Origin of the sequence: Glycomyces mayteni, assembly GCF_042428885.1 — a bacterium.
Lineage (GTDB): Bacteria > Actinomycetota > Actinomycetes > Mycobacteriales > Micromonosporaceae > Glycomyces > Glycomyces mayteni.
This window is the reverse complement of record NZ_JBHMBP010000002.1, coordinates 804,376-819,525: the sequence shown is the minus strand read 5'-3', so window position 1 is coordinate 819,525 and position 15,150 is coordinate 804,376. Positions and strand designations below refer to the sequence as shown.

Here is a 15,150-nt window from a genome sequence, read left to right as displayed (position 1 = left end):
CCGGCCGGCCCGAAGGCGTGACACCAGATGACACGCGTCACCGCGAGCGGTGCCGGTCAGGTGGCGATGCGCTGGGACAGTTCGACGAGGCGGTTGGAGAACCCCCATTCGTTGTCGTACCAGGCGAAGATCTTGACCTGGTCGCCGACCGCCTGTGTCAGCGGCGCGTCGAAAATGGCCGAGTAGGGGTTGCCGACGATGTCGGACGACACCAGGGGCGCCTGGGAGTACGCCAGGTACGGCGACAGGGCCGGGCTCGCCGCCGCTTCGCGGAAGGCCGCGTTGACCTCCTCGACGCTCGCCGGGCGCGTGAGGCGGGCGGTGAGGTCGGTGATCGAGCCGACCGGCACCGGGACGCGCAGCGCCAGACCCGTGAGCTTCCCGTCCAGTTCGGGGATGATCCGGCCGATGGTGCGGGCCGCGCCCGAAGAGGTGGGGATCGTGGACACGGCCGCGGAGCGGGCGCGGCGCAGGTCGGAATGCGGGGCATCGAGGAGGCGCTGGTCGCTGGTGTAGGCGTGGACGGTGGTCATGAGGCCGGACTCGATGCCGAAGGCCTCGTGGAGGACCTTCGCCATGGGGGCGAGGCAGTTGGTGGTGCAGGAGCCGTTGGAGAACACGTCCCCGGTGAAGTCGACCGCCTCGTCGTTGACGCCGAGCACGACCGCGGGGACGCCGGAGTCGGCGGGCGCGGAGATGAGGACCTTGCGGGCCCCGGCGTCGAGGTGGCGCCGCGCCCCGGCCTCGGTGGCGAAGTGGCCCGTGGATTCGAGGACGACGTCGACGTCCGCCTCGCCCCAGGGGATGTTCGCGGGGTCGCGCTCGGCGGTGACGCGGATGCGGTTGCCGCCGACCAGGATCGCGTCCGCGTCGGCCTTGACGCCGTCGAGGTGCCCGGTCTGGGAGTCCCATTCCAGGAGCGAGGCGAGGGTGGCGGCGTCGGCGATGTCGTTGACGGCGACGACTTGGACGTCGGCGCCGCTTCGCAGGGCGGCGCGCAGGTAGGAGCGGCCGATGCGGCCGAATCCGTTGATGCCGATCCGAACGGTCATGATGGGTTCCTTCTTCCTGGTCAGCGGTCGGCGCGGACGGAGGCGTGCGCGGCGTCGAGCAGCGCCACCGCTCCGCGGATTGCCGCGTCCATCGGTCCTTGGTCGCCGCCGGCGCGGGCGAGCACGTACCCGCCCTGGATGACCGCGGCGAGCGTGCGGGCGAGTTCGGCCGGATCGGTGCTCCGGGGCAGCTCCCCCGCTTCGATCGCGGCGGTGATGGTCTCCTCCCAGCGGCCCAGCATCGCCTCGAAAGCGCCGGAGACGATCGACAGGAGGTCCGGATCGGACACCACCTGCGGGTCCTGCGTCATCCGGCCGACCCGGCATCCCTGCGTCCCGGGGCGCGGCGCGGACAGGTACCGCTTCATCCGCTCCAAGGGCGACCCTTCGCCTTGGAGCAGCGAGGACTCGCCCATCACTTCGCCGACGACGGCCGACAGCGCTTCGACGGCCAGTTCGTGCTTGCCGCTGAAGTGGTGGTACATGCTGCCTTGGCCGACCCCCGCGCGCGCCATCACGTCACGCGGGCTGGTCGCGGCGTACCCCCGCTCCCACAACAGGTCGGCCATCGCCCCGGTCAACTGGTCTCGCGAACTCATGACACCAGTGTAACAACTAGTATGTACAGAAGTGGGCGCGGTACGGGAGCCGTCCCGATCGGGGCGCCGGTGAGGCCGGGCACGCTCGGCGCAGATCGCGAAACAATCGCGCCCGCGCCGACGTTGCGCGGTGTATGAGGACTCCGCACCCCCTCCGGCTCTCACTGCTCGACCGCGCCGTGATCGTCGAGGGCGAAACCCCCTCTGAAACCCTGCGCGACGTCGTCGCCAATGCCAAGCAGGCCGAGGAACTGGGCTTTCACCGCTACTGGGTGGCCGAGCACCACAGCGTGCCCGGCATCGCCGGTTCGGCGCCCACCGTCCTGGCGGCGGCCGTCGCCGCAGCGACCTCGCGGATCCGGGTCGGCACCGGCGGCGTCATGCTGCCCAACCACCGCCCGCTGGTGGTCGCCGAGCAGTTCGGCGTCCTCGCCTCGCTCTTCGAAGACCGCATCGACATGGGCCTCGGACGCACCCTCGGCTTCGTCCCGGCCGTACGAGCCGCGCTCGGCCACGACCTGGACGAGGCCGACCACTTCGACGAGCTCCTGACCGAACTCCTCGGCTACTTCACCGGCGAGCAGGACGCCCACCCGGGCGTGCACGCCCGGCCCGGTGAAGGGCTGCGCCCCGACCCCTTCGTCCTCGCGGTGGGCTCGGGCGGGGAGTACGCCGCCAGGCACGGTGTAGGCCTGGTCATCGCACCGTCCAAAGGACTCCAGGCGACCCGCGCCAAGATCGACGCCTACCGGCGCGACTTCCGGCCCTCCGCATGGCGGTCCGAGCCGTACGTCGTCGTGGCGCAGAGCGTCGCCGTCGCCGAGACCCGGGAGGCGGCCGAGGACCTGCTCCTTCCCGAGTACTGGTCGACCGCGCTGTCCCGCACCAAAGGCGAGTTCCCGCCGCTGCGACCCGCAGTCCAGATCAGAGCCGCCGAGAAGACCGGCCGCGAGTCCAAGCACCTCGAACAGGCGCTGGCGGGCGCGATCTACGGCACCGCGGACGAGGTGGCCCCGCTCCTCGCCGACCTGGTCGAGTCCACCGGAGCGGACGAACTCCTCATCGGCACCTCGTCCCACGACCGCAAGGCCCTCTTCGACTCCCATCGCCGCCTCTCCGAGCTCGCCGGCCTCCCGCACCCCTTACAGACGGGCGATCGGCCTAGCCCGGGGCGATCTCGGCGAGGAGGGCGAAGACGGCGCGGATCTGTTCCGGGGTGGGGCGCGGGTGGACCGCGCCGATGCCCGCGACCACCAAGTGGGGCAGGAGCGCGGCTGACCGGGAGCGGTCGCTCTCGCCGATGTGCCTGGCCCACAGCCGTTCGAGGAGTCGCAGGCGCGCGGTGTCAAGGCGCTCCTGGGCGGCGCGCGCGGCCGGGTCGGTGGCGCTCCAGGCGCGGACTGCGCGTTCGCGGTCGGTGTCGAGGACGTCGGCCACCCGGTCGGCGAGGAGCGAGAAGGCGGCCTCGGGCAGCCCGTCCGCGGCGGCTGAGGCGAGGTCGGCGAGCGCGTCGGACTGCTCGTGCTCGTGCCGCTCCAGCAGTGCCGCCCGGTAGTCGTCCGCGCCCGCGAAGTGGTGGTGGAAGGAGCCTTTGGTGAGGCCGAGCCGGGCGGCGATCCGGTCGATGCGGAGTCCGTCCGCGCCCTGCTCGGCGAGCACGGCGAGCCCTTCGTCGATCCAGCGGTCGCGAGTCGTCATACCGGCACCGTACCATACGGTATGGTACGGTGATTTCATGAACGCCTTCCCCGACCCCCTCTGGCCGGTCCTCGTGCTGGCCGCCGTCTCCTTCGGCGACGCCCTGCTGTGCATCAAGCCGGTCCCCTTCGTGGCCAAGTGCTTCGAGGACGTCGGCTTCCCCCGCCGCTGGTGGTGGGCCGCCGCCCCGATCAAGCTGGCCGCGGCCGCGGGCCTCCTCGCCGGGATCTGGGTGCCGTACCTCGGCGCGCTGACCTCGTCCGCGGTGGTCCTCTACTTCCTCGTCGCCATCGCCATGCACGTGCGGGCGCGCGACTTCGGCCGGAACCTCTTCCTCAACGCCACCGGGATGCTCGCGCTGAGCGTGTTCACGCTCCTGTACTCCTTCGCCTGATCGCCGACCACCTCGCGGGGATGTCGACATAGGTGATGTCAGTTCGTGTCGTGTAGGGTTGGCCGCGGTGTGCCGGGAAGGCTGGTCGGCGAGTCCTGTCAGCGACCCCGAAACGGAGCCGCACCGTGCCCACCGCCTCGAAGGAACCCTGGAAGTCCCCCCTCTGGCGCGACCGCCCCGCGTTCCTGTACTCGCGCAAGCCCCTCGCCCGCTACGTCGGACGCCCGGCCGCGGAGTTCCTCAAGATCGAGCCCGCCGCCGGGGTCGTCCTCGTCATCTGCGCCGCTCTCGCGCTGATCTGGGCGAACTCGCCGTGGGCCGCCTCCTTCGAAGCGCTCTGGGGCCTGGACATCACGATCCGCATCGGCGACTTCGAGCTCCACCACACACTGCGCGAGTGGATCAACGACGCCCTCATGGCGGTCTTCTTCTTCGTCGTGGGCATGGAGATCAAGTCCGAGATCGTCTCCGGCGAGCTGCGGCGGGTCCGCAACGCCGTCGCGCCCGTGGCCGGGGCGATCGGCGGCATGGCCGTCCCCGCGCTCCTGTACGCCGCCTTCAACACCGGCGGCGACGGCGCGCACGGCTGGGGCGTCCCCATGGCGACCGACATCGCGTTCGCCGTCGGCGTCCTCGCCCTGTTCGGCTCCCGCATCCCCTCGGCCGCGAAGGTGTTCCTGCTGACCCTCGCGATCGTCGACGATCTCGGCGCCATCGCCGTCATCGCCGTCTTCTACACCGACGACCTCTCCGGGCCCTGGCTGGCCGCCGCCGGGGCCATCCTCGCCCTCGCGATCGGGCTGCGCCTGCTCAACGTCTGGTCTGCCCCGGTCTACCTGGTCGTCGGCATCGCACTGTGGCTGGCCGTCCTCGAATCGGGCGTCCACGCCACCATCGCCGGGGTCGCCATGGGCCTGGTCATCGCCGCCAAGCCGCTCCTGGACCCCCAAGTGGCCCATGCCAAAGCGCAGGAGCTCGCCAAGGAGGGCCTCACCCTCGAAGAGACCGAGCAGCTCATCCGCCTCACCCGCGACGCCCAACCGCCGACCCACCGCCTCCAGCACCGGCACCACCCGTTCTCCTCCTTCATCGTGCTGCCGCTGTTCGCCCTCGCCAACGCCGGAGTAGTCCTCTCCGGAGACCTCCTCGCCGCGGCCGCCGCATCGACCGTCACCATCGGCATCGTCCTCGGCCTGGTCGTCGGCAAGACTCTGGGCATCACCGCCGCGGTCTGGATCGCGGTGCGGACCGGCGCCGGGCGCCTGCCCGAGGGCACGCGATGGCCGCTGCTCACCGGCATCGCCGCCGTCGCCGGGATCGGGTTCACCGTCGCCCTGTTCATCACCGAACTCGCCTTCCACGACACCCCGGTCCTCGCCGACGAGGCCAAGATCGGGGTCCTGGTCGGCTCCCTCGCCGCGGCCCTCGCCGGATCCGCCCTCATCGCCCGCGCCACCCGCGGGCCCGGTCCCGCACCGGGCTGACGCCGCGACACGCGGGGGCTTCCGGCTCGTGCTCCCGCGCATACGCCGCGGCGGACTGCAGACTGTTCCGTGGCAAGGACCAGCACCGCCCAGGAGGAGACTTCATGAGCCAGAACGACTACCGCACGAAGATGCGCACCCGGTTCGCGACCTTCGACGTCGACGGCGACGGCGAGGTCACCGCCGACGACTTCGCGGCGATGGCCCGCCGCGTCATCGAGGAGTTCGAGGTCCAGGAGGGCTCGCCTGCGGCGTCGGCGATCCTCGAAGGGGCCCGCAGGTTCTTCGTCGGACTCGCCGAGGCCGTCGACGCCGACGGCTCGGGCTCGATCAGCGAGAGCGAGTTCGTCGAGGGCGCCGAGCAGCGGCTGCTGGACAACCCCGAGGGGTTCGACGCGATCGCGCGCCCCTGGGTCCAGAGCGTCATCGCAATCGCCGACGTCGACGGCGACGGCCACGTCTCGGTCGAGGAATGGGCCCGGGCGCTCCAGGCCATGGCCCCGAACGAGCAGGTGGCCGAGCAGGACCTCCAGTCGATCGACCGCGACCGCGACGGCCGGATCACGCTCGAAGAGGCCACGGCGGCCGTGACCGAGTACTACACCAGCGAGCGCTCGCTCGACCTGTTCACGCACGCCTAGCGGGAGCGCCGGGCACTGCCCGACACCGCCGCGAAAGCCCCGGCTTCCTGAGGAAGCCGGGGCTTTTCAGTCGCGCGGGGGGCGGGGCAGGAAGCCGCTGGTGCGGCGCGTGTACGCGGCGTACGCGGGGCGGGTGGCGGCGAGGTGCGATTCCATGAGGGGCTTGCCGGTCTTGGCGGCGAGGAAGTAGGTCATGAGCGCCGCCGAGAGCACCGTGGCGGCGCCGGGCCAGGTGCCGCACGCGGTCAGGTACAGGCCCCACCAGACGCACGCGTCGCCGAAGTAGTTGGGGTGGCGGGTGTAGCGCCACAGCCCCGTGTCGAGCACGAGGCCCCGGTTGGCCCGGTCGCGGCGGAACGCGCGCAGCTGGGCGTCGCCGACGGACTCGAAGGCGAGACCGACGGCCCACAGCGCCAGGCCGGTGAAGAAGAGCGCACCCGGCGGTGACGGATCGTACTGCGCGAGTTGGACAGGCAGGGAGACGAACCAGGCGATCGCGGCCTGGAGCAGGTAGACCTTGCGGAACGCGTACCAGTTGCGCGATCCTCTCGCCGTGCCGAGCATCGCCGCGTAGCGCCGGTCCTCGGGGTGGCCCCAGTTGCGCACCAGGAGGTGGACGGCGAGCCGCAGTCCCCAGGCGACGGTCATCGCCATGACGAGCCAGCGCCGCAAAGGATCGCCGTGACCGGCGGACATCGCGAACGTGACGAGGGCGATCGCGGTGAACGCGAGCCCCCAGGCGACGTCGACGACGCGGTGGCGGTCGCGGGCGGCGCCGAAGACGAAGGCGGCGAGGAGGACCGCCAGCGAGGCGACGGCCGCGGCCGAGAGGTTGTCCGCGAGCGCGCCCCAGTCGGTCATGAGGGCGCCCCGTCGAGGAGGGCGCGGCGCGTGGGGGGCATGGCGGCGTCGCCGAAGCCGTCGGGGACGACCGCGAGGATCTGGTCGACGCCCATGCGGCGGTCCTCGAACGCCAGCGCCGCGCCGACCATGTAGAGGCGCCAGACGCGGGCGGTCGGCAGGCCGACGAGGTCCACGGCGGCGTCCCAGCGGTCTTCGAGCGTGTCGTGCCAGGCGCGGATGGTGCGGGTGTAGTGCTCGCGCATCGCCTCGACGTCGCGAACCTCGAATCCGGCGTCCTCGATGAGGGCGACGGTCTCGCCGAGGGGGCGCATGTGCATGTCGGGCGCGATGTACGTCTCGATGAACGGGCCGCCGCCGGGGGCGGTGGTCCCCCGGGACATCTGCTGGACGAGGAGCCTCCCGCCGGGGCCGAGGCGTTCGCGCAGGCGGGAGACGAAGGGCGCGTAGCCGTCGCGACCGACGTGCTCGCCCATCTCCACGGTCGAGACCGCGTCGAAACCGGTGGCGGTGACGTCGCGGTAGTCGCTCAGGCGGAAGTCGACCCGGTCGGCGAGGCCGCGTTCGGCGGCGCGGGCGGTCGCGAAGCGGTGCTGCTCGGCCGAGAGGGTCACGGCCGTGACGCGCGCTCCGTAGTGCTCGGCGGCGTGCATGGCCAGTGCGCCCCAGCCGCATCCAACGTCGAGCAGGCGCGAGCCCGCTGCGAGGCCGAGCTTGCGGCAGATGAGGTCGAGCTTGTCGCGCTGGGCGTCCGCAAGCGTGTAGGAGGGCGCCTCGGAGGTCCAGTACCCGCACGAGTAGACCATCGCGGGGTCGAGGATGAGTTCGTAGAACTCGTTGGAGAGGTCGTAGTGGAAGCTGACGACCTCCTTGTCGCGGCCCTTGGAGTGCAGGCGCCCGGAGACGGCGTGTTCGAGCCCGGCGGCGTCGGGTCTGCGGCCGATGAGCTTGTGGCGCAAGGCGAACGGCAGGGCGGACACGGCGGCGCCGAGGCCGGTGGAGGCGCGGGTCGCGGCGGCGGCGCGGTGGACGCGGCGCAGGCCGTCGGCGAGGTCGCCGTCCACGTCGATCTCACCGAGGATGTACGCCTGGGCGAGCCCGAGCTCGCCGGGACGCCACAGGAGCCTGCGGAGCGCGTCGGGGCTGTTGAGGCGCAGGAGCGGGCCGCCGTCGTTCGGTCCGGCCTCGCTGCCGTCCCAGGCGCGCAGCCGGATCGGAGGGACGGTGCCGGTGGCTTTGGCGGCCAGGTCGTACAGCTCTCGGGCGAGTGTCATCGTCATGCCTCCAGGATGAGTTGGCGGACGTCGAGGTAGCCGGTGGCGAATCCGGCTTCGGAGTAGGCGAGGTAGAACTCCCAAGTGCGCCTGAAGGTCTCGTCGAAGCCGAGTCCGGCGAGCCGGTCGGCGCGCGAAATGAAGCGCTCGCGCCACAGCCGCAGGGTCCGCGCGTAGTCGGCGCCGAAGTCGAGGCGGTCGCCGATGCGCAGTCCGGCCGCGGCGGCGTGCCGCTCGATGACGGGCAGGGACGGGATGATGCCGCCGGGGAAGATGTACTTGTGGATCCAGGTGTAGCCGCGCCGGGTGGCCGTCATGCGGTCGTGGCGCATGGTGATGGCCTGGAGGCCGACCTTCCCGCCGGGTTCGAGGGCGCACCGCAGGGTCGCGAAGTACTCGGGCCAGTAGCGTTCGCCGACCGCCTCGATCATCTCGACGCTGACGACGGCGTCGTAGCGGCGGCCCGGGGCCAGGTCGCGGTAGTCGAGGAGTTCGGCGTCGATCCGGTCGGCGACGCCGCGCCGGGCCGCGAGCGCTTGCGCGCGTTCGAGCTGGTTGGCCGAGAGCGTGATGGTGTGGACGGTGGCGCCGCGCTCGGCGGCGCGGACGGCGAGCTCGCCCCAGCCGGTGCCGATCTCCAGGACCCGGGTGCCGGGGCCGACGCCGGTGCGGTCGAGGAGGCGGTCGATCTTGCGGCGCTGGCCTTCGGCGAGGTCGTCCCAGGTGGCGTCGGCGCCGCCGAACAGGGCCGAGGAGTAGGTCATGGTCTCGTCGAGGAAGAGCGCGAACAGGTCGTTCGAGAGGTCGTAGTGGTCGGCGATGTTGCGCCGGGCGTTGTCGCGGGTGTTGTCCTGGCGGGACGGGGCCGCGGCGGCGAAGGGCCGCCGCAGGGTCTGGAGGCCGCGGGGCACGAGGTGGTCGACGTTCGCGGCCAGGGCGGTCAGCAGGCGCGGGAGGTCGTCGGAGTCCCAGTCGCCGGCCTGGTAGGACTCGCCGAAGCCGATGAGGCCGCCGGTGCCGACGCGGTGGAAGAACGCCTGGGGCCGGTGGAGGAGCAGGACGGGCAGGCCGGGGTCGCCGACGGCTCCGGTCCGGGTCTCCACGCGCAGCGGGACGCGGGCGGCGATGCGGCGCACCAGTTCCGAGGCGAATCGGGCGCGGACGGGCGCGTGCGGGACGGCGGCGACGTCGGGCCAGCGGGCCGGGTCGGTGCGGGTGTCAGCGGACGCGGTCATGGTGTGCCTCTCGGTCGTGTCGGGGCTCGCGGGCGAAGACGGGCAGGCCCTTGAGCCACAGCCCGATGCCGTGACGGCGGATGTCGGCGGTGACGGCCAGGGTGCTGAACGGGTGCCGTGCGGTCGCGGCCAGGAGCGCGCGGGTCCCGGCGGGCCTGCGGCGTCCGGCGACGGCGGCGATGAGGATCGGCTCGGCGTCGAGGTCCAGGGCCACCGAGAGGTGGAGGCGGTCGGCGGGTTCGGGCAGGGCCATGCGGTAGGTGCCGTCCACAGGAAGGAACGGGGAGACGTAGAACTCCTTGGGGACCTCGGCCCTGCCGTCGTCGCCGGGGGTGAGGAGGTAGCGGTGGCGTTCGCCGTAGGTGTTGTGGACTTCGGCGACGATGCAGCGCAGGCCGTCGTCGGGGTGGCGGCACCAGTAGACGGTGAGGGGGTTGAAGACGTGTCCGAAGGCGCGGGCGTGGGCGAGCATCGTGATGCGGCACCCGGCGGTGTCGACGCCTTCGGCCGCGGCGAAGGCGGTGACGCTCGCGCGCAGACTCTGGCCGGGCGCGGTGATGTGGTCGGCGGTGCGGAAGCCCGCGAAGGGGCGCAGCCACCAGGGCGGGCGGGGCGGGTCGTCGACGTCGAGGAGCCAGTAGAAGGTGCGGTGCCGCAGGTGGTGCGCGATGGGGCGCAGGCGGGTGTGGCGCACCGTCGCGTCGTAGAGCGAGGCGCCTCGGGCCCAGCCGGTCACCATGTCGCCCCCAGGCTCGCCGCCGCCGCGACGCCCGCGCGGCAGCCGTCTTCGTGGAAGCCCCAGCCGTGGTAGGCGCCCGCGTAGGCGGTGCGGCCGGTGTTGAGCTCGCCGAGGCGTTGCTGCGCGGCGAGCGCGGCGGGGGTGTAGATCGGGTGCTCGTAGGTCATGGCGGCGATGACGCGGTCGGGGTCGATGCGGGCGGCGTCGCCGAGGGTGGCGACGACGTCGGCGTCGGTGTCGAGTCCTTGGAGGCGGCGCAGGTCGTAGGAGACCTCAACGGCGCCGGGGCCGGGCCGGCAGGAGGGCAGGAGGTAGTTCCAAGAGCCGCGGGCGCGTTCGCGGCGCGGCAGCGGGGACGGGTCGGTGTGGAGGACGGTCCGGTTGCGGGAGTAGGTGATCGCGCCGAGGATTTCGGTCTCGGCGCCGGTGGGGTCGGCGAGGAGGCGCAGCGCCTGGTCGGGGTGGGTCGCGATGACGACGGCGTCGTGCTCGGCGGTCTCGCCGGAGGCGAGGGTGACGGTCGCTCCGTCGCTGTGGCGGCGCACGGCGGCCACCGGTGCGCCGGTGCGGACGGCGTTGAGCCGCTTGGCGATCAGCTCGACGTACGTGCGCGATCCGCCTTGGACGGTGCGCCAGGTCGGGGAGCCGGTCACCGACAGGAGCCCGTGGTTGTCGAGGAACGCGAACAGGTATCGGGCCGGGTAGTCGGCGACGAGGTGGGGGCCGCAGGACCAGACCGCCGAGACGAGCGGGACGACGAAGTGGTTGGTGAAGTGGGCGCCGAAACGCCCGGCGGCGAGGAACTCCCCCAGGGTCGGCTCGGTCTCGCCGGGGTCGGCGAGCAGGCGGCGGGCGCGGGCGTGGAAGCGCGGCACTTGGGCGAGCAGGGACCAGAAGCGCGGGTCGGCGGCGTTCGCGGCCCGCGCGAACAGGCCCGAGGCTCCGCGGGCGCCGCAGTATTCGAGGCCGCACTCCAGGCACTGCACCGACATGCTCATCTCGGTGGGCCGGGTGGTCACGCCGAGCTCGTCGAAGAGGCGGCACAGCAGCGGGTAGGTGCGGCGGTTGTGGACGATGAACCCGGAGTCGACGGCCACCGACCGGTCTCCGAGCCGCACGTCGTGGGTGTGGGCGTGCCCGCCGAGCCTGTCGTCGGCCTCGTAGACGGTGACGTCGGCGGTCCGCTGGAGCAGATGCGCGGCGGTGAGTCCGGCGACGCCGGAGCCGACGACGGCGACGGTGCGGGATCGAGTGCTCAAGGCGCTCCCTTTCCTCTCGGTGCACTCCTGATTCGGAGCCGGGTCGGGTCCGGATGGGTCACGGCGGCGGCGCGTGCGGCGCGGGCCGGGCCTGGCCGCCCGGCCGCACGGGCAGGACCGCCGCGGTGAACGCCTCGACGGCGTCGAGGACCGCGGCGAAGCGCACCGAGTCGCACAGGTCGAAGGCGTGCTGCCCGCCGGGCAGCGCGGCGAACACGACCGGCTGTTGCGAGACCCCGCGCAGGGCCTCGGCGAAGCGGCGCGCGTCGGCGACGGGGACGATCGTGTCGCGGTCGCCGTGGACGATGAGGCACGGCGGGGCCGCGGGCCCGGCCAGACCCGCGGGCGAGGTCCGCGGGCCCTGGCCGTAGTAGGTCCCGTAGTAGCCGCCGAAGCCGATGACGCCGCTGACCCGGAGGTCGACTGCCTCGACGTCTGGAAGACGGGAGCAGTCGGCGGTGAACGCGGCCGAGGCGGCCAGGTGCGCGCCCGCGGAGGAACCCGCCAGGACGATCCGGTCGGGGTCGGCGCCCCAGTCGAGCCCGTGCGTCCTGATCCAGGCGACGACGCGGTGCGCGTCGGCGAGGTGGTCGGCGAATCCGGCGGCCGGGCGCAGCCGGTACTCGGCGCTGACGCACACCCAGCCGGCCTGCGCGAGGCGGTAGAGCAGCGGCAGCGACTGGGAGTCCTTGCGGCCCGCGGAGTAGCTGCCGCCGTGGAAGTGGACCAGGACCGGGCCGCCGGTCGCGCCGGGGAGACGGTAGAGGTCGAGCCGGTGGCGGTCCGCGGGGCCGTACGCGAGGTCGGCGAGGTGCTCGACCCGGGAGCGCCGCCGCAGCAGCGGACCAAACACGATGCGGCCGTATGGGACCCGACGCGGCATGCGGACCGGTTCCATGGCCCGCTCCAGGACCCGCCGGGCCTTCGCGCCGCGCCGGACCAGCTCCGCCAGACCCAGCGCCACCGCGGCTGCGGAGGCGGCACCCACAGGAGTGAGGCCGCCGAGCATCCACGTCAGCGCCGTGGCGGACCCGATCCAGGCGAGCCACAGGAACGGCGCCTCGTTCACGACCACGCTCAGGTAGAACACGATCGTGCCCGCGGGCCCGGGCCGGGCCGAGGCCGTCAGCGCCGCAAGCGTCGGGATCGCGGCCGCCGCGAGCGCGGCGAGCAGTCCGTAGGGCATGGGGCTCCTCGGCTAGTCGACGGCCAGTTTGGCGAAGCGTTCAGGGTTGGGCCACTTGACGTTCGAGACCCATCCGGCCCGCTCCATGAGCCAGATGAGGCGCGCGGAGGTATCGATCTGGCCGCGCTTGACGCCGTGCCGCGCGCACGAAGGGTCGGCGTGATGCGAGTTGTGCCAGGACTCCCCGCCCGACAGGAGCGCGAGCGGCCAGAAGTTCGCGGCCCGGTCCCGGCTCTTGAACGGGCGCTCGCCGATCATGTGGCACACCGAGTTCGTCGACCAGGTCGCGTGGTGCAGCGCCGAGACGCGGACCAGTCCCGCCCAGAAGAACGCCGTCAGCGCGCCCGCCCACGACATCGTGATCAGGCCGCCGAGGAGGGCCGGGAGGGCGAACGTCAGGACCGTCCAAAGCCAGAACAGCCGGTCGATGCGGACCAGGTCGGGGTCCTTGAGCAGGTCAGGGGCGAAACGCTCCGCATTGGTGGTGTTGCGCGGCTGGAACATCCAGCCCATGTGCGCGTGCCAGAAGCCCCTGGCGAGGGCCCATGCGGAGGTCCCGAACAGCCACGGCGAGTGCGGGTCGCCCTCCCGGTCTGCGAACGCGTGGTGTCGGCGGTGGTCGGCGACCCACGAGATCACCGGGCCCTGCACCGCCATCGACCCCAGGATCGCCAGAGCGATCTTGACCGGCCGGTGCGGCTTGTAGGAGCCGTGCGTGAACAACCGGTGGTACCCGACGGTGATGCCGTGGCAGGTCAGGACATAGAACCCGACGGCCAGGGCGATGTCGGTCCACGACAGCAGCCCGGTCGCCCATGCGAAGGGCGCCGCCGCGACCAGCGCCGCCATCGGGACCAGCAGGAACAGGTACACCAGGGATTGGCGCCCGACGTCGCGAGGCTCGCCGTGCAGGGGCCGATGGCCCCGTCGCGTCGCTCCCTGCCTCTCTTGTGTTGTCACCACAATGCCGGCACCTCAATCCCCGAATCGATTTGACTGATCACCCTTGATTCGTCGCGGAATGCGCCGCGGATGGCACGGCGGCCGCATCGAAATGTCAGGCGTCGAGGGGGACGTCGGCGACCACGGGCAGGGTCGGCGTCGCCGAGCCTCCTGCGGGTTCTCTGGTCACGGCGATGATCTCGATGCCGCTCATGCCGTCGATGAGCATGGTCGACGAGGAGTCGCCGGGGTCCATCACGCCCGCTGAGACCGGTGTCGTGCCCTCCACGGCCCACACTTGGTAGGCGTGGTCGGCGCCGGCATCGGGAAGGCCCGAGACCACGACCACCGCTTGGTCGAGTCCGGCCGAGGAGATGACGGTGACGCTGCCGGCGCCTTCGGCGTCGGTGAAGGCGACCTCGGCGTCGGGGGCCGCGAGGACGGCCGATACGCGATCGGCTTCAGTGGGGGCGGTTCGCGGCAGCAGCGACCAGGTGGCGAACACTCCGCCGAACGCGGCGGCCGCGGCGAGCCCGACCGCGCCCAGCCCCAGCCGCAGGCGCCTGCGGCCGATGGCCGGCGGCCGCGGCCTGCGCCGCTGCGCGAGGCGGGAGGCCCTGCTGCGGGCGGATCGCGCTCCGGAGCCTTCGGGTTCGGGGGCGCGCGTTGCGGGGGCCTCCTGGCGTGTGTGGTGCGCACGAGCGAGAACCGCTGCGCGCAGGCGCATCGGCGGGTCGACGCGCGTCGTATCGGACAGGCGGGAGACGGCTTCGCGCAGTTCGTCGGCCTCCTGCGTGCACGAGGCGCACGAGTCGAGGTGGCCTTCGATGCGGTCGCGCTCGTCGGGGTCCACGGCGTCGAGGGCCCAGGCGCCGATCAAGGCGTGGTCGTCGGTGCTCATCGGGCCGCCTCCAGGCAGTCGCGCAACTTGATCAGACCGTCCCGAATCCGGGACTTCACGGTGGGGACCGGCGAGTCAAGCAAGGTCGCGACCTGGCCGTAGGTGTGACCGCCGAAGTAGGCGAGAGTGACGGCCTGCCTCTGGAGCTCGGTCAGCGTCTTGAGGCAGCGGCGGACCTGGCGGTGCTCCAGGCGGCCTTCGGCGGCCTCGGCCACCTGGTCGTACTCGATCTCCGCCGACGTGGAGGCGACGCGCCGCTCCCGGTCCACGGATGCCTGCGCCGACCGGACCCGGTCGACGGCTTTGCGGTGGGCGATCGTGGTGATCCACGCGTTGGCCGAGCCGCGGCGCTCATCGAAGCGGGTCGCGGTGCGCCACACCTCGACCATGGCCTCCTGGGCGACCTCTTCGGCCTGCGCGGGATCGCGGACGATGCGCAGGCACAGCCCGTACACGCGCGGCGCGGTGCGGTCGTACAGCATCGCGAACGCGTCCTCGTCCCCCAGAGCGGTGCGGTGCAGGAGTGACTCGGAAGTGTCAGGGTCGATGCCCGACACCGCCGACAAGTGCGCGCGGTCCTCCCTGCGATGGGTGTGGGCACCCTGTTCGAACATCAACGCGCTCCCGTGGTCGATCGGTCAAGTCCCCACCGATTCGGAGCCGGGGCGACCGCGGATGGGTGCGGTGCCGAAATCGCCTCCGATGGGGTGGTGCCCGCCGATGCGACCCATCCGTGCAGGCGGCGGCGAATGAAGGGCACCGGGATTCAGCGACAGGGGTGGGATCATGAGCGCACGCGAAGGCGACCTGCTTCGACCGCACCGGCCCCCGAACGCGAAGAAGCGCCGACCGGGACGAATCCCGGCCGACGCTCTCCCGCCGCTG

Annotated in this window: 15 protein-coding genes and 1 pseudogene; 4 read left to right on the top strand and 12 right to left on the bottom strand. The window is 72.4% G+C overall.

Going from position 1 to position 15,150, the window contains the following annotated elements; genetic code table 11:
• Positions 1-56: 56 nt before the first annotated feature.
• Together gap and ACFFXY_RS10525 are read right to left on the bottom strand one after the other, a co-directional pair.
• Positions 57-1,052, bottom strand: a complete 996-nt coding sequence (gap, locus tag ACFFXY_RS10530; RefSeq protein ID WP_382349445.1) for a type I glyceraldehyde-3-phosphate dehydrogenase — start codon at positions 1,050-1,052, stop codon at positions 57-59.
• Positions 1,053-1,072: 20 nt separating this feature from the next.
• Positions 1,073-1,651 carry a TetR/AcrR family transcriptional regulator gene (locus ACFFXY_RS10525; RefSeq protein WP_382349442.1) on the bottom strand — a complete coding sequence of 193 codons (579 nt, stop codon included), beginning with the start codon at positions 1,649-1,651 and terminating at the stop codon, positions 1,073-1,075.
• Between the two features lie 134 nt (positions 1,652-1,785).
• Here ACFFXY_RS10525 and ACFFXY_RS10520 point away from each other — a divergent pair.
• Positions 1,786-2,712 (top strand): annotated as a pseudogene (locus ACFFXY_RS10520) (MsnO8 family LLM class oxidoreductase); the annotation flags it as partial.
• Positions 2,713-2,812: 100 nt separating this feature from the next.
• Here the strand turns inward: ACFFXY_RS10520 and ACFFXY_RS10515 are convergent.
• Positions 2,813-3,349 carry a TetR/AcrR family transcriptional regulator gene (locus tag ACFFXY_RS10515; RefSeq protein ID WP_382349440.1) on the bottom strand — a complete coding sequence of 179 codons (537 nt, stop codon included), beginning with the start codon at positions 3,347-3,349 and terminating at the stop codon, positions 2,813-2,815.
• Between the two features lie 37 nt (positions 3,350-3,386).
• Between ACFFXY_RS10515 and ACFFXY_RS10510 the strand changes: the two genes are divergently transcribed.
• The 3 genes from ACFFXY_RS10510 (at position 3,387) to ACFFXY_RS10500 (ending at position 5,868) form a co-directional block, all read left to right on the top strand.
• Positions 3,387-3,743: a DoxX family protein gene (locus tag ACFFXY_RS10510; protein ID WP_382349437.1), complete on the top strand. Its 357-nt coding sequence runs from the start codon at positions 3,387-3,389 to the stop codon at positions 3,741-3,743.
• Between the two features lie 125 nt (positions 3,744-3,868).
• Positions 3,869-5,227, top strand: coding sequence for a Na+/H+ antiporter NhaA (gene nhaA / locus ACFFXY_RS10505; protein WP_382349435.1), 1,359 nt, complete (start codon positions 3,869-3,871; stop codon positions 5,225-5,227).
• A gap of 104 nt (positions 5,228-5,331) precedes the next feature.
• Positions 5,332-5,868, top strand: coding sequence for an EF-hand domain-containing protein (locus ACFFXY_RS10500; protein ID WP_382349433.1), 537 nt, complete (start codon positions 5,332-5,334; stop codon positions 5,866-5,868).
• A 66-nt stretch (positions 5,869-5,934) separates the two neighbouring features.
• Here the strand turns inward: ACFFXY_RS10500 and ACFFXY_RS10495 are convergent, their stop codons facing one another.
• From ACFFXY_RS10495 to sigK, 9 genes are all read right to left on the bottom strand, one after another.
• Positions 5,935-6,729, bottom strand: a complete 795-nt coding sequence (locus ACFFXY_RS10495) for a DUF1295 domain-containing protein (RefSeq protein WP_382349431.1) — start codon at positions 6,727-6,729, stop codon at positions 5,935-5,937.
• Positions 6,726-8,009, bottom strand: coding sequence for a class I SAM-dependent methyltransferase (locus tag ACFFXY_RS10490; RefSeq protein ID WP_382349429.1), 1,284 nt, complete (start codon positions 8,007-8,009; stop codon positions 6,726-6,728). The genes ACFFXY_RS10495 and ACFFXY_RS10490 overlap by 4 nt, the downstream gene beginning before the upstream one ends.
• Positions 8,006-9,238, bottom strand: a complete 1,233-nt coding sequence (locus tag ACFFXY_RS10485) for a class I SAM-dependent methyltransferase (protein WP_382349426.1) — start codon at positions 9,236-9,238, stop codon at positions 8,006-8,008. Before ACFFXY_RS10485 ends, ACFFXY_RS10490 begins: the two co-directional genes overlap by 4 nt.
• On the bottom strand, positions 9,222-9,977 hold the full coding sequence (locus ACFFXY_RS10480; protein ID WP_382349423.1) for a DUF1365 domain-containing protein: 756 nt from the start codon (positions 9,975-9,977) through the stop codon (positions 9,222-9,224). Before ACFFXY_RS10480 ends, ACFFXY_RS10485 begins: the two co-directional genes overlap by 17 nt.
• Positions 9,971-11,236, bottom strand: coding sequence for an NAD(P)/FAD-dependent oxidoreductase (locus tag ACFFXY_RS10475; RefSeq protein ID WP_382349421.1), 1,266 nt, complete (start codon positions 11,234-11,236; stop codon positions 9,971-9,973). Before ACFFXY_RS10475 ends, ACFFXY_RS10480 begins: the two co-directional genes overlap by 7 nt.
• 58 nt (positions 11,237-11,294) lie before the next feature.
• Positions 11,295-12,422, bottom strand: a complete 1,128-nt coding sequence (locus ACFFXY_RS10470; protein ID WP_382349418.1) for an alpha/beta hydrolase — start codon at positions 12,420-12,422, stop codon at positions 11,295-11,297.
• A gap of 12 nt (positions 12,423-12,434) precedes the next feature.
• A complete protein-coding gene (locus ACFFXY_RS10465; protein WP_382350613.1) occupies positions 12,435-13,334 on the bottom strand; it encodes an acyl-CoA desaturase in 900 nt (299 codons plus the stop codon).
• A gap of 145 nt (positions 13,335-13,479) precedes the next feature.
• Complete coding sequence (locus ACFFXY_RS10460) at positions 13,480-14,265, bottom strand: anti-sigma factor (protein ID WP_382349412.1); 786 nt, start codon at positions 14,263-14,265, stop codon at positions 13,480-13,482.
• Entirely contained in the window at positions 14,262-14,879 is a 618-nt protein-coding gene (gene sigK / locus ACFFXY_RS10455; RefSeq protein WP_382349409.1) for an ECF RNA polymerase sigma factor SigK, read from the bottom strand. Before sigK ends, ACFFXY_RS10460 begins: the two co-directional genes overlap by 4 nt.
• Positions 14,880-15,150 lie beyond the last annotated feature (271 nt).